Raw genomic sequence first — 21,600 nt, forward strand, 5'->3', positions numbered from 1 at the left:
CTTAAGCGTTGTACAAAATGACGGCCGCTGTCGCCAGCAGATTCAAAAGCGTTATCGGCAGACAGACTTTCCAACCGAAAGACATCACCTGGTCATAACGCGGACGGGGTAACGAAGCACGAATCAGGATGAACATCATCATGAAAAAGCCTGTTTTCAGCGCGAACCAGACAAACGGAGGCAGGATTGGACCATGCCAGCCACCGAAGAATAAGGTCACCATCAGCGCGGAAACAGTCACGATCCCGATATATTCCCCGACAAAGAACAGACCGAATTTCATACCGGAGTATTCAATGTGGTAACCATCGGCCAGTTCCTGTTCAGCTTCAGGCTGGTCAAACGGGTGACGGTGACACACCGCCACGCCTGCGATGGCAAACGTAATAAAGCCGAAGAACTGCGGGATAACGTTCCACAGGTGTTCCTGAGAATCGACGATGTCGCGCATGTTGAACGAGCCCGCTTGCGCGACAACCCCCATCAGCGACAGGCCGATGAACACTTCGTAGCTTACGGTCTGAGCAGAAGCACGTACCGCACCCAGCAGCGAGTATTTGTTGTTACTCGCCCAGCCGGCAAACAGCACCGCGTAAACGGCCAAACCCGCCATCATCAGGAAGAACAGGATACCGATGTTCAGATCGGCGACACCCCAGGTTGGCGTGATCGGCACAATCGCAAAGGCAATCAGCATTGACGTAAACGCGATCATCGGTGCCAGCGTGAAGATCACTTTATCGGTGAAATTAGGCACCCAGTCTTCTTTGAAGAACATCTTGATCATGTCAGCGACAAGCTGCAATGAACCGCCCCAACCTACCCGGTTCGGTCCATAACGTCCCTGGAAGAGACCGAGCAGTCGACGTTCACCCATACTCATGAATGCGCCACAGGTCACCACAACCAGCAGAATCACGATCGCTTTTCCGACGGAGATCAGAATCTCGATTAATTCCGGCGTTAACCAACTCATTGTGCGGCCTCCCGCAGATTTTCAACGGTTGCACCCGCCAGCACCGGTGCAATACCCGGTAAGCCCAGCGGTAAACCAACCTGTCCCTGACTCAATGCCGCACTTAAGCGCAGTGGCAGACGTAGCGTTTGTCCTGCACAGGTCAACTCAAGCAACGCACCAGCGTTCACGCCCAGCGTTGCCGCGTCAGCCGGGTTCACCATCACGTAAGGCTCTGGCATACGCTGCTGAATCACGTCAGAACGCTGTGACATTTCATCACTACCAAACAGGTGATAATACGGCGCAACGCGCCATTGACCCGCTTGTGGGACGAAAGCCGCAGGAATGTTATCGAAATACGCCAGCGAACCTTCGCCGGCTTCGATCATACGCACACCTGGATCGCCATGACGCAAATGTCCGCCCACTTCGTCCTGGAATTTGTTCCAGGCTTGTGGTGAGTTCCAGCCTGGTGCCCAAGCAAACGGAATCTGCTGACGATTAGCTGTCGGGCTGTTGTTCCCTTCCATTGAGAAGGCAAACATCGTGTCTTTATCGACGGGCTGACGTGGTTCATGCACGCTGATATTGGCACGCATTGCCGTACGTCCGCTGGAACGAATCGGTGAACGTGACAGTTTCTGACCACGAATACGGAACGACGCGTCCGGTGCGGCATCTTTGATTGCAGCAAGCTGCGGCAGAGCAGCAACACACGCATCAATCACGTTATCCAGCTGCGTCCAGTCAACCTGACGGCTGTTATAGGTGATATACAGCGAGTGCAGCCAGCGCCAGCTTTCCAGCATCACAATCTTGTCGTTGTAGTACGTTGGGTCATAAACCTGGAAGAAGCGCTGAGCGCGGCCTTCCTGATTCACCAACGTACCGTCGCTTTCAGCAAAGCTGGCAGCAGACAGAATGATGCTGGCCTTATCCATGATGCGAGTACGCTGATGGTCAACCACAATCAGGTTCTCAGCTTTTTCCAGCGCCGCGTCAACGCGAGCGATTGGGGCATGACGGTAGAGATCGTTCTCCAGAACCACCAAGCTGTCAGCGTCGCCGTTTTCCAACTGCGCCAGCGCGTCATCCAGCGAACCGCCACCCATGATTGACAACCCGATGCTGTTAGCAGCAGGAGCAACAAAGGTAATACCGACGTCAGAACCGCGATTTTTCAGCGCTTTGGCAACGTTTGCCGCCGCAGAGATCACTTCCTCGCTACCTGAATTGGTGCCGGAAATGATGAGTGGTTTTTTCGCACCGGCCAGCGCCTGTACGATGATATCGACTTTCTGGTCGAGACCCGCAGCCAGATCGGTAACTGCCGGAGCGCTGCTATCCAGACCATGTGCAATGGCAAAACCAAGACGTGCCTGATCGGCAACCGGCGCACGGTAGTTCCATGCAGCGATGTCGTCCAGACGGGTGTTATCGACGTTGGTGACAAACAGCGGGTGCTTGGCATGCTGACCAATGTTCATGATCGCCGCAATCTGCCAGTCAGCCACTTTCTGTGCGGCCGCCATTTCACGAGCTTTGCCTTTAACGGCCTGACGAACGGCCAGTGCGATACGCGCGCCCGTCTGCGTCAAGTCTTCACCCAGAATCAGAACTGCATCGTAGCCTTCGATCTCACGCAGCGCCGGTGTTCTCACACCGCTTTCGCGCAGCACTTTCAGGATCAGTTGCAGACGATTTTGTTCTTCCTGCGCGATACCGGTGTAGAAGTTCTCTGCACCCACCAGCTCACGCAAGGCGAAGTTGCTTTCAATGCTGGCACGCGGTGAACCGATACCGATCGTTTTCTTCGCCTGACGCAGCACATCCGCCGCACCTTGCAATGCCTGATCGGCATTCAGCGCGATCCAGTCATTACCGCGACGTTGCAGCGGCTGGTTCGGACGGTCTTTCTGGTTGACATAGCCGTAACCAAAACGACCGCGGTCACACAGGAAATAGTGGTTTACGCTACCGTTAAAACGGTTTTCGATACGGCGCAGTTCGCCATAGCGTTCACCGGGGCTGGTATTACAGCCGATGCTGCACTGCTGGCAGACGCTCGGTGCAAACTGCATATCCCATTTACGGTTATAGCGCTCGGAGTGCGTTTTATCGGTGAATACACCGGTAGGACACACTTCAACCAGGTTGCCAGAGAACTCGCTTTCCAGCGTGCCATCTTCCGGGCGACCGAAGTAGACGTTGTCGTGTGCGCCGTAAACGCCGAGATCTTTGCCATCCGCGTAATCTTTGTAGTAACGCACGCAACGATAGCACGCGATACAACGGTTCATCTCATGAGAAATGAACGGCCCGAGATCCTGATTGCGGTGGGTACGTTTGGTGAAGCGATAGCGACGGAAGTTTTGCCCCGTCATCACCGTCATATCCTGCAAATGACAGTTACCGCCTTCCTCACACACCGGACAATCGTGCGGGTGGTTGGTCATCAGAAACTCAACTATCGTCTTACGGAATAGCTTCGCTTCTTCATCTTCAATCGCGATGAACGTTCCTTCGGTTGCTGGTGTCATACAAGACATCACCAGACGACCGCGGGTGTCTTCCGCGTTTTGGTACTGTTTTACCGCACAGAGGCGGCAGGATCCGACGCTCCCGAGCGCGGGGTGCCAGCAAAAGTAAGGAATATCAAGTCCCAGAGTCAGGCAAGCTTCCAGAAGGTTGTCTGCTCCGTTTACTTCATACTCTTTGCCGTCTACATGAATAGTAGCCATAGTCAGCATGCTTCCATAATGGCCCGTGTCACCACGAGCGCTAATCAAAAATTCTGTATACCCTCACTTTCAAATCGCAAATGCGTTGGCTACCTGCGCCTTGAAATCTATTGGGTTTATGAGGGTGGCTTATTTGCGCCACCCTGCGGATACATTCACTGCATCTCGCACGTGTTGAGCGATAGCTTACCAGCGCTCTTTCAACAGGTTAGGCTGAATACCGCCAATCGCTTTGACATTGCCTAAATACTGTTTAGAGATACCCGCTTCGAATTCTTCCCGGAAATACTTGATGGCACTTTGCAGCGGCTCGACCGCACCCGGCGCATGTGCACAGAAGGTGTTGCCCGGCCCGAGGAAACGGCAAAGCTGCTCCAGCGTTTCGATATCGCCAGGCTGACCTTCACCCTTCTCCAGCGCACGCAGAATCTTCACGCTCCACGGCAGACCATCGCGGCACGGCGTACACCAGCCACAGGATTCACGGGAGAAGAATTCTTCGAGATTGCGCGTCAGCGAAACCATATTGATTTCGTGATCGACGGCCATCGCCAGTGCGGTACCCATACGGCTACCAGCTTTCGCAATGTGCTCAAAATCCATCGGCAGATCGAGATGGCTTTCCGTCAGGAAATCCGTACCTGCACCACCCGGTTGCCAGGCTTTCAGCTTCAGACCATCGCGCATACCGCCCGCGTAGTCTTCCAGAATTTCACGCGCAGTCGTACCGAACGGCAGTTCCCACAGACCCGGATTCTTGACGCGGCCGGAGAAGCCCATCAGTTTCGTGCCTGCATCTTTACTTTTACCCGCAGACAGCCCCTGATACCACGCTGCACCGTGCTCGATAATCGCCGGTACGTTACACAGCGTTTCCACGTTGTTGACGCAGGTCGGCTTGCCCCAAACACCCGCAGACGCCGGGAACGGCGGCTTAGAACGTGGGTTGGCACGACGGCCTTCCAGTGAGTTAATCAGTGCGGTTTCTTCACCGCAGATGTAACGCCCAGCGCCCGTATGCACGAACAGCTCGAAATCAAATCCGCTGCCCAGAATATTTTTGCCCAGCAGGCCAGCCGCTTTCGCTTCTTCGATTGCGCGACGCAGATGAACAGCAGCTTCGATGTATTCGCCGCGCAGGAAGATGTAACCACGGTAGGCTTTCAGTGCAAAGGCGCTGATCAGCATGCCTTCAACCAGCAGATGGGGCTCTTGCTCCATCAGCAGGCGGTCTTTATAAGTACCGGGCTCCATCTCATCCGCGTTACACAGCAGGTAGCGGATGTTCATGCTTTCGTCTTTCGGCATCAGGCTCCACTTCAAGCCTGTCGAAAAGCCCGCGCCGCCACGTCCTTTCAGGCCAGCGTCTTTAACCAGTGAGACCACTTCATCCTGCGCCATGCCGGTTAACGCTTTTTGCGCGGCGACATAGCCGTTTTTGCTGCGATATTCATCCAGCCATACCGGCTGTTTGTCTGCACGTAAACGCCAGGTCAGAGGATGCTGCTCAGCAGTCAGAACAATGTCTTTACTCATTGATACTGCTCCAATAACGATTCAATTCCTTCCGGCGTCACATGGGTATGGGTATCTTCGTCAATCATCATTGACGGCCCCTTGTCACAGTTCCCCAGGCAGCAGGTCGGCAACAGCGTGAAACGTCCATCGAACGTTGTCTGTCCCGGTTTGATGCTGAGCTTACGCTCAAGTGCAGCCTGAACGCCCTGATAGCCATTGATGTGGCACACGACGCTGTCGCAATAGCGAATAACATGACGCCCGACAGGCTGACGGAAAATCTGGCTGTAGAACGTTGCCACGCCTTCCACGTCACTGGCAGGAATACCCAGCAGATCGGCAATCGCATGGATCGCCCCATCCGGTACCCAGCCGCGTTCTTTTTGCACAATTTTCAGTGCTTCGATCGACGCGGCGCGTGCATCTTCGTAGTGATGTTTTTCGTGCTCAATGGCGTCACGTTCGGCGTCACTCAATACAAAAGCATTGTCTTTTGTCAGCGAATCGTCAGCAGGTTGTCCCTGAGCGTCAATATGATCGTGATTGTTATGATCATGCATAATTAGCGGTCCACATCTGACATTACGAAATCAATACTGCCGAGGTAAACGATCAGGTCGGATACCAGACATCCGCGAATTACAGAAGGAATCTGTTGCAGATGCGCATAGCTCGGCGTGCGAATACGGGTACGGTAGCTCATCGTGCCGCCGTCACTGGTCAGGTAATAGCTGTTAATGCCCTTCGTTGCCTCAACCATCTGGAATGATTCATTGGCAGGCATCACCGGTCCCCAGGAAACCTGAAGGAAGTGGTTAATCAGCGTATCGATATGCTGCAACGTGCGCTCTTTTGGTGGCGGCGTCGTCAGCGGGTGATCCGCTTTGAACGGGCCTTCCGGCATATTCTTGAGGCACTGATCCAGAATACGTAAGCTCTGACGCAGTTCTTCGACTTTCAGCATCACGCGGCTATAGCAATCGCTGATGCCATCGCCCACTGGCACTTCAAAGTCAAAGTTTTCATAACCGGAATACGGACGCCATTTACGTACGTCAAAACCAATACCCGTGGCACGCAGACCCGCACCCGTTACGCCCCAATCCAATGCTTCTTTCGCATTGTAGGCGGCGACGCCCTGAGTACGGCCTTTCAGAATGGTGTTCTGCAACGCGGATTTGACATAGGTGTCCAAACGAGCTGGCATCCAATCAAGGAATTCACGCAGCAGACGTTCCCAACCGCGTGGCAGATCGTGCGCCACACCGCCAATACGGAACCACGCCGGGTGCATACGGAAGCCTGTAATCGCTTCAACCAAATCGTAAATTTTCTGGCGGTCAGTAAACGCAAAGAACACCGGTGTCATCGCACCGACGTCCTGAATATAGGTACTGATGTACAGCAGATGGCTATTAATACGGAACAGCTCAGACAGCATTACGCGAATCGTCTTGACGCGATCCGGCACCTCAATGCCTGCCAGTTTTTCCACGGCCAGTACGTACGGCATTTCGTTAACGCAGCCGCCGAGGTATTCAATACGGTCGGTATAAGGAATGTAGCTGTGCCAGGATTGGCGCTCGCCCATTTTCTCCGCGCCGCGATGGTGGTAACCCACATCTGGCACGCAGTCGACGATTTCTTCACCGTCCAGTTGCAGGATAATACGGAAGGCACCGTGTGAAGACGGGTGGTTCGGACCGAGGTTGAGGAACATGAAGTCCTCATTTTCAGTACCGCGCTTCATTCCCCACTCTTCCGGTTTGAACGTCAGCGATTCCATTTCCAGATCTTCTTTCTGCTTGGTCAGCTCGAAAGGATCGAATTCGGTCGCACGCGCCGGATAATCTTTACGCAACGGATGCCCTTCCCACGTCTGCGGCATCATTATGCGCGTCAGGTGCGGGTGACCATTGAACGTAATACCAAACATTTCCCACGTTTCGCGCTCATACCAGTTGGCATTCGGGAACAGTTTGGTCACGGTCGGTACATGCAGATCGCTCTCGGCTAACGCGACTTTCAGCATGATGTCACGGTTACGCTCGATGGAAATGATGTGATAAAAGACGGAGTAGTCGGCGGCAGGTAAACCTTCACGATGGGTGCGCAGACGCTCATCCATACCGTGCAGGTCAAACAGCATGACATAAGGCTTCGGCTGTTTTTTCAGGAATGCGACAACATCCAGTAATTGCTCACGCTTGACCCACACAACAGGGATCCCTGTGCGGGTTGCCTGTACAGTAAATGCATCTGGTCCAAAACGGTTACACAGTTCGCCAACGACCGGATCGTTAAGGTGATCGCGGGTTTGCCAGCCTGGCTGAGCGAGATCGTGTGTCGTTAAATCTGTCATAAATATGTCACCACATTAAATGTGCTATTTCTGTAGCTGATAATGACCGCACACTATTATCGAGGTATTACACGGTCACCGGGTTTATCATCTACAGGTCAAATCTCATCAGGCGAACGCAGGTTAGTCACAGCGATTCGCTCGCCGCGTTTGCGCTCACGCTCAGATTGCATGTTGGCGCGGTAAACGCCCTGTTCACCCACCACCCATGACAGAGGGCGGCGTTCTTTACCGATGGATTCTTTCAGCAGCAACAGCGCTTGCATGTAGGCTTCAGGACGCGGCGGGCAGCCCGGAATATATACATCAACAGGCAGGAATTTATCTACGCCCTGAACGACGGAATAAATATCGTACATGCCGCCGGAGTTAGCACATGCGCCCATAGAGATAACCCATTTAGGCTCAAGCATTTGCTCGTACAGACGCTGAATAACGGGGGCCATTTTGGTAAAACAGGTTCCCGCGACTACCATGAAGTCGGCCTGACGTGGCGACGCACGCAGAACTTCAGCACCAAAACGCGCCACGTCATGAACGGCGGTAAATGACGTCACCATTTCTACGTAGCAACAAGACAGGCCGAAGTTGTACGGCCACAGGGAGTTCTGACGCCCCCAGTTCACCGTATCGTGTAATGCATGTTCCAGTTTGCCCATATAGACACTGCGGTGAACATGTTGCTCCAGAGGGTCGGAAACGATCTCCTGACGTTGCAGGGGATAACGGTCATTCTCACCGTCCGGCTCTATGCGGGTGAGCGTATAGTCCATCTTAAAATGCCTCGCTGTTACTGCGGATGATTGTTGGTAGTGTTGATGATGTCTGATTTAACGACTTGTCTCTTGGAACGTACCGGGGTCCAGTCAAGTGCCCCAACGCGTACCAGATAAATCAAACCAGCCAACAGCACCAAAATGAAAATGGTTGCTTCAATGAAGCCAATCCAGCCGCTTTCTTTGATAGACACAGCCCAAGCGTAGAGATAGAGGGCTTCAACGTCGAAGATCACGAAGAACATAGCGACAAGATAAAATTTAGCAGACAGGCGTAACCGCGCTGAACCTACGGAGTCAATACCGGATTCATAAGGTACGTTTTTGGCCCTGCCTTTTGCTCTCCCCCCCAGCAAGAATCCACCGGTCAGCATGAAGACGCAAAGGCCTACGGCAATGATAAGGAATAGCCCAAATGCCCAATGATGGGCGAGGATTTCAGTAGTTGTTGACATTCTCTTTGCTTACTCATCAAAAGTGGCGGGTAACATCTCTGCTCTATTATCGGCAGTTAATGCGCCACATCGATTAAAAGGAAGGATTAATAACCACAAAAAAGCACGGAAACGTATCAGGTAAGCCTTGCTTGGTATGGTTGAGCCCCTAAATTTGTAACCTTTTTTTCAACCTTACTAAAAATAACAGTACATTACTTTACATGCACGCTGTTTTGTTAACATTTTGTGTTCTCACCCGCAGCTAAATCGAGTCAGTACTTTTGTTAGTTAACCAGTGTGTAGCAGCACAGGAAGCAAGTTCACCGCGTCACTATACCATTTTCACAGAAAATGCCTGTTCCCCCATGTGGTTATTAGGGGTATTTTTTGATCCAGCACACATTTTTACCAATTTAGTTAGTAAAAAAATCAAGATGATGCTGGACAAGGTTTGACGCTATTTTCCATAACATTATTTTAAAAAAATAGAACCGGTGTTTTATAACATAGAAATGATCATTAATCTCGCCGCGCCTAGCCTATTGATGTGGAATGGAAAACGCAAAGTGGGATCGACATGAAGAAATCAGGCCAAGAAGGCGCTGCCGATGTGGGTTTAACACCTTAGTCATAAATCATCATCATTCGGGGTGCGTCCCTACCCTCCCCGAATAATAGTTAACTACCCATTACGATTAGATCGCATCCTTCAGCGATGGGTCGGAAGACAGTTTTTCATTCGTGCTGTTTGCTAACATGCTGACAGGCATAATGTGAGAGGGCTTCCCTGATTCAATCACATTGAAAATTGCCGTTGCCAGCTCATTCTCCTGATTAGGATTCTGGCAGAGGAAATAACGAGTTTCAGGCAATCTCGGCAACCCTTCCTCTTCGCCCAACACCCGCAATTCCGGGCTCATCATTTCCACCGACCGCACGGTAATACCCATTCCGGCCTTCACCGCGGCGCGTACAGCAGACAGCGTTGAAGCCACATACGCAATTCTCCAGGGGATCCCAGCGGCCGTCAGTTGCTGCGTAGCCAACGTACGGAAAGGACTTGGCTCATCCAGAACAACCAGAGGTACAGGTTCTTGCGATCGGAACTGATAATCCGCCGCGCAATACCATAACGTTGGGGAACTGCGTAATAACACATGCGGAAACACCACACCGTTCATTGTGGTAATAACCAGATCTATTTTCCCCTGATTCAACATTTCCATCATTTCAGCGCTACGTTTTACGCTGACATTGACGGAGAGTTTAGGAAATACGGATGTCACCCGATGCAAAATATAAGGAAGGATGGTGTCTGCAGTATCGTCAGACGCCCCGATGGTCAGCGTACCCTGAATATCGCTGTACATTAATGAAATACAAGCTTCATCATTGAATTGTAATATTTTTCTGGCATAACCCAGAAACTGGATACCATGTTCGGTCAGCAATTTATTACGCCCGTGTCGGGCAAAAAGCTCCTTTCCGATGAGTTGCTCCAGCCGCTGCATCTGTTGACTGACAGCCGATTGGGTTCTATTGACTGCGGTCGCCGCCGCTGCAAATGTATTTAAATCTGCAACGGCAACAAACGTCCTCAGTAAATCAAGATCGAGATTAAGTACTGGTCGATTTGCACTGGTCATACGATTTTTCACTTATCTATTTTAATTTTAACAAAATATTCCTGGTGTTTTATTACATGTACAGGTAATGACCGATACATTTAAAGACACTATCGCAGACGCACGATAAGGGCAAAAAAATACTTATATTTCGTTACCACTATCGCCTTTCCATTGGTAATACATCACTAATTAAATGGCTCACCAGCCTTAATCCTTAATTCAATAACAACGGCACCTTCCCTTTATTTCATCTTGCGAAATAAATACGCTCCACACTTAAATAAACACGCTCTCCCTGTCACCCTATTCTGGCGCTAAAAAAGTGCGGCATGAACAGTTGTCCGCTCCTACCATATCGCACCATCCAACGAGTACACAACCATATAGTGCAGATGCGCAACCATTTGCAGCAAAAGCGATAATCATTCTTCAAAAGGTACTGCAGGAAGAGTACATTAAGCAGGTTATGCTATTCCGTCTGGGAATATGCGCTCTCTGCAGAAGGCTCGTACTATTTATGTCTCCGATTGAAAAATCCAAGAAACTGGAGAACGTATGCTATGACATCCGTGGCCCAGTCTTAAAGGAAGCCAAGCGGCTTGAAGAAGAAGGTAATAAAGTCCTTAAACTGAACATTGGCAACCCTGCCCCTTTCGGCTTCGAGGCACCGGACGAAATTCTGGTCGATGTGATCCGTAATCTGCCTACCGCACAGGGCTACTGTGATTCCAAAGGTCTGTATTCCGCCCGCAAAGCCATCGTTCAGCACTATCAGGCGCGGGATATGCGCGATATTACGGTTGAAGACGTCTATATTGGTAACGGTGTTTCCGAACTCATCGTGCAATCCATGCAGGCGCTGCTTAACCCAGGCGATGAAATGCTGGTTCCAGCGCCGGATTACCCGCTTTGGACCGCCGCAGTTTCCCTGTCTAACGGCAATGCCGTTCACTATCTCTGCGATGAGTCCTCCGATTGGTTCCCCGATCTGGATGATATCCGCAAAAAGATCACGTCCAATACTCGCGGTATTGTCATCATCAACCCGAATAACCCAACGGGTGCGGTCTACAGCAAAGAGTTGCTGTTGGATATCGTGGCGATTGCACGCGAACATAACCTGATCATTTTCGCCGACGAAATTTACGACAAAATTTTGTATGACGATGCGCAGCACCACTCTATTGCCGCACTCGCGCCGGATTTGCTGACCGTCACGTTCAACGGGCTTTCCAAGACCTACCGTGTGGCGGGTTTCCGTCAAGGCTGGATGGTACTGAACGGCCCGAAAAAGCACGCAAAAGGGTATATTGAAGGGCTGGAAATGCTGGCCTCTATGCGTTTGTGTGCCAACGTGCCGATGCAGCATGCGATTCAGACCGCGCTGGGCGGCTATCAGAGCATCAGCGAATTTATTCAGCCCGGCGGACGCCTGTACGAGCAGCGCAACCGTTCCTGGGAACTGATCAATCAGATCCCCGGCGTATCGTGCGTAAAACCACGCGGCGCGCTCTATATGTTCCCACGCATTGATGCCAAGCGTTTTAATATCCACGACGACCAAAAACTGGTGCTGGATCTCCTGTTGCAGGAGAAAGTGTTGCTGGTGCAGGGAACCGCGTTTAACTGGCCTTACCCGGATCACGTACGCATCGTCACGCTGCCGCGTATTGATGAACTGGACATGGCAATCCACAAATTAGGGCGATTTCTGGGGCATTATCACCAATAGCCCAGCAGTCATCGAACCTACTCTCGCCGGGCCATCGTCGCCCGGCGAAAATCTGACCTTCGTTTGCATAATCTCCGTCAAGTGCCACAATAGACGCCCACGATATCGCTATTTCACCGTACTGTTGTCTGAGAGATCGCCATGAATCAGAGCCACTTTTTCGCCCACTTATCCCGTCTGAAACTCATCAGCCGTTGGCCGCTAATGCGCAATGTACGTACGGAAAACGTCTCCGAGCACAGCCTTCAGGTCGCTTTTGTCGCCCATGCGCTGGCGGTAATCAAAAACCGCAAATTCGAGGGTAACCTGAACGCAGAACGCATCGCACTACTGGCGATGTACCATGATGCCAGCGAGGTACTAACCGGTGACATGCCGACGCCCATCAAGTACTACAACGCGCAGATCGCACATGAGTACAAGAAGATAGAGAAGATTGCACAGCAGAAACTGGTTGAGATGTTGCCGGAAGAGTTACAGCAGGATTATCGCATGCTGCTGGATGACCACTACACCAGCGAAGAAGAACGCGTCATCGTTAAACAGGCAGACGCGCTCTGCGCCTACCTGAAATGTCTGGAAGAATTATCGGCAGGCAACGCGGAATTCACGCTTGCCAAAGCGCGGCTGGAAAAAACCTTGCAACAGCGTCACAGCCCAGAAATGGACTATTTTATGACGGTGTTCGTTCCCAGCTTTAGCCTGTCGCTTGACGAAATCAGCCAGGATTCGCCGCTATAACGGGCAAACCTCGTCAGAACGGATACAGCCACGGCACCATCACCACACTGACCAACATCACCAAAACGGTAAAGGGGACACCAATGCGTACAAAGTCCCCGAATTTATAACCGCCCGGTCCCAGTACCAACGTATTCACCGGTGACGACACAGGGGTCATAAATGCGGCAGATGCCGCCACGGCGATGATCATCGCAAAAGGATAAGGCGACACGCCCATCTGCTTCGCTGCGGCAATCGCAATGGGTGCCATCAGCACCGCTGTGGCGGTGTTCGAAATAAACAGACCAATCGTCGCACACAGTACAAACAAGCACACCAACATCACATGCGGCCCGGCATTCCCAGCAATGTCCATCAGCCCTTTAACGATCAGCGCCACACCGCCAGTTTGTTGCAACGCCAGCGCAAAGGGCATCATCCCGACGATAAGAATAATGCTCGGCCAGTGAATGGATCGATAGGCGCTTTCCATGTCGATACAGCGGAATTTCCCCATCAGTAAACAGGCGATCAACGCGGCGACCGCATTCGGTATTTCATCCGTCAGCATCATTGCCACCATCAGCGCCAGACAAAACAGCGCGTGCGGAGCCTGACTTACCACAGGTGCAACGTCATCCACTTCGGCAGGAAGGTTAAGCAAAAGAAAATCATTTTTCTGCGTGTGCAGTTGCCGAATCATGCGCCAGTCGCCCATCACCAGCAGAATATCACCGAGCTGGAGCGGTTCATCGGCGAGAATACCGTCTATCGCTTCACCTGCCCGACGGATCCCCACGACGCTCAGGCCATAGCGGCTTCGGAAGCCGACATCGTACAGCGTTTTTCCCAACAACTCGGAATCAGGGATCAACGAGACTTCCGCCATCCCCACATCACGTGCCTGCTCAGAAAAATATTCACCGCGCAGCACCATCGGTTCAAGCCGCTGCGCGGTGCAAAACTCGCGTAAATCCACCTCAGACGCCGACATGTCGATCAGTAAAACATCATTCAGACGAAGTTCGGTATTGCCCGCCACACTGACCATCACTCGTCGAAACTTACGCCAGCGCTCAATCCCGACGACATTCGCACCAAAACGCTGACGCAGGTGTAAATCATCCAGACGATGGCCGATAAAAGGCGATCCCGGGCGAATCGCCAGCCGGCGTGCTCTACCCGTCAACCGGTAATCACGAATCAAATCGCGAAACGTTCTTCGCTTCCATATCTCTTTTGCTGTTGCCGTTTCCGCGTCGCCAAGCCAGTAGCGCGCCACCATCATATATGCCACGCCCAACAGCAGCGCAACCATCCCTATCGGCGTCACGCTGAAAAAGCCAAAACCCGCGACACCCTCACGCATCAGCTCGCTGCTCACCACCATATTCGGCGGCGTCGCCACCAGCGTCATCATGCCGCTAATCAACCCAGCAAAGCTCAGCGGCATCATCAGCCTTCCGGGGGAAATTTTCATCCGTGCGGAGACACTCAGCACCACGGGAATAAAAATCGCGACAACGCCAGTGGAGCTCATGAAAGCCCCCAGCAGCGCAACCGTGACCATCAGTAAGATCAACATCTTGATCTCACTGCTGCCCGCCACGCGAACCAGCCAATCACCGACCTGATAAGCAACGCCGGTACGAACCAATCCCTCACCAATCACAAACAGGGCAGCAATCAATATCACGTTAGGATCGCTGAACCCCACCAACGCTTCAGATAGCGTCAGCGTGCCGCTCAGTACAAACGCGATAATGACCAACAGCGCTACGACGTCCATGCGTAATTTATTGGTGGTAAACAACACAATGGCGATCAGCAACAGGGATAAAACCCAGAGAAGTTCGCTATTCAAAACGGTTCCCCTGACGGAAAAATGCATATTGAGAGGTATAGGTTCCGCATGCCATAAAAGAGAAACCAACGCACATGCGGCTTGAAGTATGACGGGGATAGTCTGCCATAAAAAAACCTCGCGGATGCGAGGTTTGATCATATTTAGTCACAGTTTTGTCATTATGTTACAGACAACCTACTGGCGCAGAAGCACCTTAGCGCCGTTCGATAATTTTTCTATTTCTATCTGCTCCAGCGAATCAAGACTCAGATCGACCAGATCCAGTTTCGGTGTATCCGCGGGTGCCTTCACCGCAATAACCTTACAGCCCGCGGCCAAACCCGACAATACCCCTGCTGGCGCATCCTCAACGACCACACATTCTTCTGGCTTCAGCCCTAGCTGCTGTGCGCCAAGTAAATAGGCATCGGGGTGAGGTTTACCTTTAGCAACCTGCTCCGCTGTAATAAAGGCACGAGGAGCAGGCAGTTCTCCGCGATGATGACGGGCGCTGGCAATCGGCACCGTGCCGGATGTCACTATCGCCCAGGGAATATCCAGTGCATCCAAACGATCCAACAGCGCCTTCGCCCCTGGCATGGCAACAATACCCTGCGTATCAGAGGCTTCTGTTTTCTCCAGCGCATCAAACTCTTGTTGAATCGTTTCTTCGCTTTGCCCTTGAAGAAAGTGACGCAGGGATGTGATGGCCTGCTTGCCATGAATAAAATCCAGCACTTCCTGTGGTTCAATATCGTGATCTTTTGCCCAGTTAATCCACGCACGTTCTACCGCTGGCAGTGAATCGACCAGCGTACCATCGAGATCGAACAGAAAACCTTTACACTCCACAGAAAGCCCCTTTTTCATTAATCAGGCGTTGATGATCTGAGCGATCTCCACCGCACTCAAGTGATACTGGCGCGGGCAAGATTGCCAGACAGCCAGCATTCTGTTGTATTTTTCCCACATCTTCGTCTGAGCATTAAACCCATGCGTGCCCGCATCAAAGTGGGGGTAGCGCCCCTCGACATGTACCATAAAGCGTACAAAACCGAGGTAGCGCGCTTCCGTTGCGGCATCAAAGCCAAGGAAGGTCAGACGTCGCTCATCCAAATCCTGCTTATCTTTCAGATTGGTCCACGACACCTGCAAGGCATGATGCATTTCCATGATGTTAATAATGGTGCGGCAAACCTCTTCGGTCAGCTCGCCAAACTCACGGTCCAGTTCGCGCATCTGCAAACCATAACCACGCTCGATAATCGTTTGTAACCGGCGATAGCGCTCGGCATTGTCGGGATCGAGCATCGTCATCATTTTATATTGATTTGAAAGGATCAATCTCTGGGCATTTGTCATTTCCATGTCGCTCTCCTGAACCTCTTTGGTGTAAGCCAATATCGCTAAATAGGTATTGGCCTCAGAATCGCATACTGAATCGTGTCACGGTAGCGGTAGCCACCGCTTCTTTGATTTGAAACAGGGGAAAGAACAAAATAGCCATCAACCCGCACACAGCCTGACGCCGATCACAAATCATCCAGGAAGGTTTTATCGAGCTGGTTAAACGCACGCTTCAGCACATCCGCCAACGCTTGGTAAGTCGGCGCTTCTTCCAATGGTGCTAATGCCTGGCCTGACTCCAATAGCTTATGGCGAATCTCATGGAACCACTGCGCCAGCGTCGGCGGTAAAGGCGTCACAGAACGGCGACCCAGCCACCAAAGCCCCTGCAACGGCAGGCTACAGGCAAACAACGCGGTGGCGATGGCCGGGCCGAGCTGGCCACCGAGCGCAATCTGCCACGTTAAGGTAAACACCGCCAGCGGCGGCATGATGCGGATACCGAATCGCGTCGCTCGTGCTACGCGGTTTTCAGGAAATACGGGCGCCAGCCGTTTTTCTGCTGGCCACGTTTTCATGTAATGCTGCCCACGTTGGAGTAGCTGTAGCCAACTGATTCTACTGTCTGGTTTCGTCGCCATAGCCACACCTCAACTTTACAGATAAAAAATAAAACTTTTGCGCAAATCAACAACTCAAGTTGATAAGGTTAAAATATATTTTGTGTTTAGCCTACGCTATCGGTATCCTAGATCGGCCTTTTGGCCGCTGTATACTGTATACCTAAAGTAGTATGACTACACGCAAGGAGTATAATTCCCTTCGCGACATAAGCGCAGCCAACGGCCATAACGCGGTTATCCATCGCTTTAAAAGCTGCGGTTTACATCAGGTCGATGTCACGTTGTTATAGAGATTAGTTATATCGATTAATTGTGTATCGATTATCCGATATAACCTACATCATAGTATCGACCCTATTTCATCATCGTGTCTGGTGTATCACACCAAGGTATGATGTTAATCATAAATGCCAGCGGCGGCATGCGATACGCTATGCCCTGTATGACATTTTTTTAACCATGTATAACAAGTAGGTACTTCCATGTCGAGTAAGTTAGTACTGGTTCTTAACTGCGGTAGTTCATCCCTGAAATTCGCTATCATCGATGCGATTAACGGAGAAGAGTACCTGTCTGGTTTAGCCGAGTGTTTCAACCTGCCTGAAGCCCGCATCAAATGGAAAATGGACGGCGGTAAACAAGACGCCGAACTGGGTGCCGGTGCAGCTCACAGCGAAGCGCTGAACTTCATCGTCAATACCATTCTGTCTCAGAAACCGGAGCTGTCAGCTCAACTGGTTGCTATTGGTCACCGTATCGTTCACGGCGGTGAGAAGTTCACCCAATCCGCGATCATCACTGATGATGTTCTTCAGGGTATCAAAGATTCCGTACCTTTTGCACCTCTGCACAACCCGGCGCACCTGATCGGCATCGACGAAGCACTGAAATCTTTCCCACACCTGGCTGATAAAAACGTCGCTGTTTTCGACACGGCGTTCCACCAGACCATGCCGGAAGAATCCTACCTTTATGCACTGCCGTACAAACTGTATAAAGAAAACCACATCCGTCGCTACGGCTTCCACGGCACCAGCCACTACTTTGTTTCTCGTGAAGCCGCTAAAGTGCTGAACAAACCAGTAGAAGAGCTGAACGTCATCACTTGCCATCTGGGCAACGGTGGTTCCGTTACTGCAATCCGTAATGGCGAATGCGTTGACACCTCAATGGGGCTGACTCCGCTGGAAGGTCTGGTGATGGGTACGCGCTGTGGCGATATCGACCCGGCTGTGATTTTCCACCTGCACGACGCACTGGGCATGGACATTGATCGCATCAACACCCTGATGACCAAAGAATCTGGTCTGCTGGGTCTGACTGAAGTGACCAGCGACTGCCGCTACGTTGAAGATAACTACGAGACGAAAGCAGATGCTAAACGTGCAATGGACGTTTACTGCCACCGTCTGGCTAAATACATCGGTTCTTACGCTGCACTGATGGAAGGCCGTCTGGACGCAGTGATCTTCACTGGTGGTATCGGTGAAAACGCAGCAATGGTTCGCGAGCTGTCACTGAAAAAACTGGGTCTGCTGGGCTTCGACGTCGATCACGAACGCAACCTGGCTGCACGCTTCGGTAAAGGTGGCAACATCGCTAAAGATGGCACCCGCGCGGCGCTGGTTATCCCGACCAATGAAGAGTTGGTCATCGCCGAAGACGCTTACCGTCTGACCGCGTAAAACACGTAACTCCCAACACCGTCAGCCAAGGCTGACGGTGTTGTTTTTGACTAACGAGCAACCGTAAAGAGGTTCGGCCGTGTCCCGTATAATCATGTTGATCCCAACTGGCACTAGCGTTGGTCTGACAAGTGTCAGCCTGGGTGTCATCCGCTCCATGGAACAGAAAGGCGTCCGCCTGAGCGTGTTCAAACCTATTGCCCAGCCGCGCAGTGGCGACAATACGCCAGATCAAACGACCACCATTATTCGTGCTAATTCCGCCATCAGCGCCGCCGAGCCGCTGGCGATGAGCCGCGTTGAAACCCTGCTGAGCTCCAACCAGCAAGACGTGCTGATGGAAGAAATCATCGCGCGCTACCACGAAAACACCAAAGACGCTGAAGTCGTTCTGGTTGAAGGTCTGGTTCCCACCCGTAAGCACCAGTTTGCTAACGCGTTGAACTATGAAATCGCCAAAACGCTGAATGCAGAAATCGTCTTTGTACTGGCGCTGGGTAACGATTCCCCGGCACAGCTGAAAGACCGTATCGAACTGGCGCGTTCCAGCTTCGGCGGCAGCAAAAACAAAAACATCACTGGCGTGATCATCAACAAACTGAATGCGCCAGTAGACGACCAGGGCCGTACTCGCCCTGACCTGTCTGAAATCTTTGATGACTCCACGAAAGCCAGCGTAGCCAACATCGATCCGAAGCAGCTGTTTGCTAACAGCCCGCTGCCGGTTCTGGGCTGCATCCCGTGGAGCTTTGACCTGATTGCTACGCGCGCCATCGATATGGCGAAGCACCTGAATGCCCGTATCGTCAACGAAGGTGACATTCAGACGCGTCGCGTTAAGTCTGTAACCTTCTGCGCACGCAGCATCCCTCATATGCTGGAGCATTTCCGTCCGGGTTCACTGCTGGTGACCTCCGCTGACCGTCCTGATGTTCTGGTTGCCGCCTGTTTGGCTGCCATGAATGGCGTGGAAATCGGTGCCCTGCTGCTGACTGGCGGCTACGAAATGGATCCGAGCATTGCCAAGCTGTGCGAACGTGCCTTCCAGACTGGCCTGCCAGTATTTATGGTCGACACCAACACCTGGCAGACCTCACTCAGCTTGCAAAGCTTCAACCTTGAGGTTCCGGCTGATGACCGTCAACGTGTTGAGAAAGTGCAGGAATATGTTGCACGCCACATCGACACCCAGTGGATAGATTCACTGAGCGCAGAATCTGAGCGTTCACGTCGCCTGTCTCCGCCAGCGTTCCGCTATCAGCTTACTGAGCTGGCGCGTAAAGCAGGCAAGCGTATCGTTCTGCCAGAAGGTGATGAACCACGTACCGTTAAAGCAGCGTCTATCTGTGCTGAACGCGGTATTGCTCACTGTGTACTGATCGGTAACCCAGAAGAAATTCAACGTGTTGCTGCCGCTCAGGGCGTAGAACTGGGCAAAGGCATCGAAATCGTCGATCCGATTGTCGTGCGTGAGCGCTATGTTGCGCGCTTAGTTGAGCTGCGTAAGAGCAAGGGTATGACCGAAGTGGTTGCACGCGAACAGCTCGAAGACAACGTGGTTCTGGGTACGCTGATGCTGGAACAGGGCGAAGTTGACGGTCTGGTTTCTGGTGCCGTTCATACCACCGCTAACACCATCCGTCCACCGTTGCAGCTGATCAAAACAGCACCGGGCAGCTCGCTGGTGTCTTCTGTGTTCTTCATGCTGCTGCCTGAGCAGGTTCTGGTTTACGGCGACTGCGCCATCAACCCAGATCCAACCGCAGAGCAATTGGCTGAAATCGCTATCCAGTCTGCTGATTCCGCTACCGCATTCGGTATCGACCCACGCGTTGCGATGATCTCTTACTCTACCGGTAACTCCGGCGCGGGTAGCGATGTCGAGAAAGTGCGTGAAGCGACCCGTCTGGCGCAGGAAAAACGCCCTGATCTGGTCATCGATGGTCCATTGCAGTACGACGCCGCCATCATGGCAGACGTTGCACAGTCCAAAGCACCGAACTCACCCGTTGCGGGTAAAGCCACCGTGTTCATCTTCCCTGACCTGAACACCGGTAACACCACGTACAAAGCGGTACAGCGTTCTGCCGACCTGATCTCCATCGGGCCAATGCTGCAAGGCATGCGCAAACCGGTTAACGACCTGTCTCGTGGCGCACTGGTAGATGACATCGTTTACACCGTTGCCCTGACCGCTATTCAGGCTACACAGCTCTAATATATTCAGACTAATTCTGTTATCTTCTATGCCAGCCTCAGCGCTGGCATTTTTTATTGCTATCCGCACGAAAAATCACACCAGCAGACACAAAAATAACCATAAACAGGGTCTATGGATGACTGTAATACGACTATTGGATCAACACTTTCAGCAGCAGTTGGAAAAAGGGATCACGCCTTCATCGCCAAAAGGGTTAACCCGTTTTTTGATTGAATTTCTCTATTTCGGCGTCAAAGAAGCCCGCGCCTGTATCTTCGTTGGCCTGTTCTTTCTTGCTGTTTTCAGCGTGCCGAAAGCGGGCTGGTTCGCTATCCCTCGCTATGATTTGCTGTTGATATTCGCCATTGTGATTCAGGGGTGGATGATCGCCAGCAAGCTGGAAACCTGGGATGAGTTAAAAGCCGTTACGCTGTTTCACCTCGTAGGTTTTGCGCTTGAGGTGTTTAAAACCTCATCAGGTATTCGTTCCTGGTCTTACCCTGATTTCGCCTACACCAAGGTACTGGGTGTGCCGCTATTTGCCGGATTCATGTACGCCTCTGTCGGTAGCTATATCATTCAGTCCTGGCGGCTATTCGATCTTAAAATTCGCCATCACCCGCCCTACTGGCTGGCAACGCTGGTCGCACTACTCATTTATGCCAATTTCTTCACCCACCACTACATCGGCGACTATCGCTGGTACATTGCCGCACTGGCTGTCGGGCTCTATGCACGCACCACCGTCATTTTTACGCCTTACGATCGGGAACGACGAATGCCGCTGTCATTGGCCTTTATTCTGATCGGCTTTTTTATCTGGCTGGCTGAAAATATCAGTACGCTTTTCAGTGTCTGGAGCTATCCAGAACAGCTCGGAGCCTGGTCGATGGTTCACGTAGGGAAATGGAGCTCGTGGGCTTTGCTGGTGATCATGACGTTCACCATCGTGATTTACCTGAAGGACATCAAGAAGAGTATCCATGTTCCCGAGTGATAACCCGCAGTTTATCACTCGGAAAAA

At 51.9% G+C, this 21,600-nt stretch carries 17 protein-coding genes; 5 read left to right on the top strand and 12 right to left on the bottom strand.

Annotated features, from left to right (window positions below; translation table 11 throughout):
• Nucleotide 1: 1 nt before the first annotated feature.
• The 8 genes from nuoH to lrhA form a co-directional block, all read right to left on the bottom strand.
• Entirely contained in the window at nt 2-976 is a 975-nt protein-coding gene (gene nuoH, locus JFY74_13995; protein QQG27212.1) for an NADH-quinone oxidoreductase subunit NuoH, read from the bottom strand.
• Nucleotides 973-3,699, bottom strand: coding sequence for an NADH-quinone oxidoreductase subunit NuoG (gene nuoG, locus JFY74_14000; protein QQG27213.1), 2,727 nt, complete (start codon nt 3,697-3,699; stop codon nt 973-975). The genes nuoH and nuoG overlap by 4 nt, the downstream gene beginning before the upstream one ends.
• 186 nt (nt 3,700-3,885) lie before the next feature.
• Nucleotides 3,886-5,235, bottom strand: coding sequence for an NADH-quinone oxidoreductase subunit NuoF (nuoF, locus tag JFY74_14005; GenBank protein QQG27214.1), 1,350 nt, complete (start codon nt 5,233-5,235; stop codon nt 3,886-3,888).
• The gene (gene nuoE / locus JFY74_14010; protein ID QQG30550.1) at nt 5,232-5,717 is read right to left on the bottom strand and encodes an NADH-quinone oxidoreductase subunit NuoE; all 486 of its coding nucleotides are present in this window, start codon (nt 5,715-5,717) and stop codon (nt 5,232-5,234) included. Before nuoE ends, nuoF begins: the two co-directional genes overlap by 4 nt.
• A 62-nt stretch (nt 5,718-5,779) precedes the next feature.
• Complete coding sequence (gene nuoC, locus JFY74_14015; GenBank protein QQG27215.1) at nt 5,780-7,579, bottom strand: NADH-quinone oxidoreductase subunit C/D; 1,800 nt, start codon at nt 7,577-7,579, stop codon at nt 5,780-5,782.
• A gap of 98 nt (nt 7,580-7,677) precedes the next feature.
• Nucleotides 7,678-8,352: an NADH-quinone oxidoreductase subunit B gene (locus JFY74_14020; GenBank protein ID QQG27216.1), complete on the bottom strand. Its 675-nt coding sequence runs from the start codon at nt 8,350-8,352 to the stop codon at nt 7,678-7,680.
• Nucleotides 8,353-8,369: 17 nt separating this feature from the next.
• A complete protein-coding gene (locus tag JFY74_14025) occupies nt 8,370-8,810 on the bottom strand; it encodes an NADH-quinone oxidoreductase subunit A (protein ID QQG27217.1) in 441 nt (146 codons plus the stop codon).
• A 677-nt stretch (nt 8,811-9,487) separates the two neighbouring features.
• Complete coding sequence (gene lrhA / locus JFY74_14030; protein ID QQG27218.1) at nt 9,488-10,438, bottom strand: transcriptional regulator LrhA; 951 nt, start codon at nt 10,436-10,438, stop codon at nt 9,488-9,490.
• Nucleotides 10,439-10,937: 499 nt separating this feature from the next.
• Between lrhA and JFY74_14035 the strand changes: the two genes are divergently transcribed.
• Nucleotides 10,938-12,152, top strand: a complete 1,215-nt coding sequence (locus tag JFY74_14035) for a pyridoxal phosphate-dependent aminotransferase (GenBank protein QQG27219.1) — start codon at nt 10,938-10,940, stop codon at nt 12,150-12,152.
• Between the two features lie 141 nt (nt 12,153-12,293).
• Complete coding sequence (gene yfbR / locus JFY74_14040) at nt 12,294-12,893, top strand: 5'-deoxynucleotidase (GenBank protein QQG27220.1); 600 nt, start codon at nt 12,294-12,296, stop codon at nt 12,891-12,893.
• Between the two features lie 13 nt (nt 12,894-12,906).
• Here yfbR and JFY74_14045 read toward each other — a convergent pair whose 3' ends face one another.
• The 4 genes from JFY74_14045 to JFY74_14060 form a co-directional block, all read right to left on the bottom strand.
• Nucleotides 12,907-14,739, bottom strand: coding sequence for an SLC13 family permease (locus tag JFY74_14045; GenBank protein QQG27221.1), 1,833 nt, complete (start codon nt 14,737-14,739; stop codon nt 12,907-12,909).
• A gap of 177 nt (nt 14,740-14,916) precedes the next feature.
• The gene (locus tag JFY74_14050; protein ID QQG27222.1) at nt 14,917-15,573 is read right to left on the bottom strand and encodes a sugar phosphatase; all 657 of its coding nucleotides are present in this window, start codon (nt 15,571-15,573) and stop codon (nt 14,917-14,919) included.
• 21 nt (nt 15,574-15,594) lie between these two features.
• Nucleotides 15,595-16,089: a YfbU family protein gene (locus tag JFY74_14055; GenBank protein ID QQG27223.1), complete on the bottom strand. Its 495-nt coding sequence runs from the start codon at nt 16,087-16,089 to the stop codon at nt 15,595-15,597.
• A gap of 164 nt (nt 16,090-16,253) precedes the next feature.
• Nucleotides 16,254-16,709 (bottom strand): DUF412 domain-containing protein, encoded by a 456-nt coding sequence (locus JFY74_14060; GenBank protein ID QQG27224.1) that lies wholly within the window; start codon nt 16,707-16,709, stop codon nt 16,254-16,256.
• Between the two features lie 464 nt (nt 16,710-17,173).
• Here JFY74_14060 and ackA point away from each other — a divergent pair, with 464 nt between their 5' ends.
• From ackA to JFY74_14075, 3 genes are all read left to right on the top strand, one after another.
• Nucleotides 17,174-18,376, top strand: coding sequence for an acetate kinase (gene ackA / locus JFY74_14065; protein QQG27225.1), 1,203 nt, complete (start codon nt 17,174-17,176; stop codon nt 18,374-18,376).
• Between the two features lie 79 nt (nt 18,377-18,455).
• Nucleotides 18,456-20,594: a phosphate acetyltransferase gene (gene pta, locus JFY74_14070; GenBank protein ID QQG27226.1), complete on the top strand. Its 2,139-nt coding sequence runs from the start codon at nt 18,456-18,458 to the stop codon at nt 20,592-20,594.
• 118 nt (nt 20,595-20,712) lie between these two features.
• On the top strand, nt 20,713-21,573 hold the full coding sequence (locus JFY74_14075; protein ID QQG27227.1) for a DUF817 domain-containing protein: 861 nt from the start codon (nt 20,713-20,715) through the stop codon (nt 21,571-21,573).
• Nucleotides 21,574-21,600 lie beyond the last annotated feature (27 nt).

Origin of the sequence: Pectobacterium carotovorum (genome assembly GCA_016415585.1) — a bacterium.
Lineage (GTDB): Bacteria > Pseudomonadota > Gammaproteobacteria > Enterobacterales > Enterobacteriaceae > Pectobacterium > Pectobacterium carotovorum_K.

Excerpts from the sequence above, each read along its gene's own strand:
- JFY74_14025 (QQG27217.1), bottom strand. The coding sequence starts at position 8,810 with ATGTCAACAACTACTGAAATCCTCGCCCATCATTGGGCATTTGGGCTA.
- nuoH (QQG27212.1), bottom strand. The coding sequence starts at position 976 with ATGAGTTGGTTAACGCCGGAATTAATCGAGATTCTGATCTCCGTCGGA.
- yfbR (QQG27220.1), top strand. The coding sequence starts at position 12,294 with ATGAATCAGAGCCACTTTTTCGCCCACTTATCCCGTCTGAAACTCATC.
- JFY74_14055 (QQG27223.1), bottom strand. The coding sequence starts at position 16,089 with ATGGAAATGACAAATGCCCAGAGATTGATCCTTTCAAATCAATATAAA.
- nuoF (QQG27214.1), bottom strand. The coding sequence starts at position 5,235 with ATGAGTAAAGACATTGTTCTGACTGCTGAGCAGCATCCTCTGACCTGG.
- JFY74_14060 (QQG27224.1), bottom strand. The coding sequence starts at position 16,709 with ATGGCGACGAAACCAGACAGTAGAATCAGTTGGCTACAGCTACTCCAA.
- ackA (QQG27225.1), top strand. The coding sequence starts at position 17,174 with ATGTCGAGTAAGTTAGTACTGGTTCTTAACTGCGGTAGTTCATCCCTG.
- nuoG (QQG27213.1), bottom strand. The coding sequence starts at position 3,699 with ATGGCTACTATTCATGTAGACGGCAAAGAGTATGAAGTAAACGGAGCA.
- lrhA (QQG27218.1), bottom strand. The coding sequence starts at position 10,438 with ATGACCAGTGCAAATCGACCAGTACTTAATCTCGATCTTGATTTACTG.
- JFY74_14035 (QQG27219.1), top strand. The coding sequence starts at position 10,938 with ATGTCTCCGATTGAAAAATCCAAGAAACTGGAGAACGTATGCTATGAC.
- JFY74_14075 (QQG27227.1), top strand. The coding sequence starts at position 20,713 with ATGACTGTAATACGACTATTGGATCAACACTTTCAGCAGCAGTTGGAA.
- nuoC (QQG27215.1), bottom strand. The coding sequence starts at position 7,579 with ATGACAGATTTAACGACACACGATCTCGCTCAGCCAGGCTGGCAAACC.
- JFY74_14020 (QQG27216.1), bottom strand. The coding sequence starts at position 8,352 with ATGGACTATACGCTCACCCGCATAGAGCCGGACGGTGAGAATGACCGT.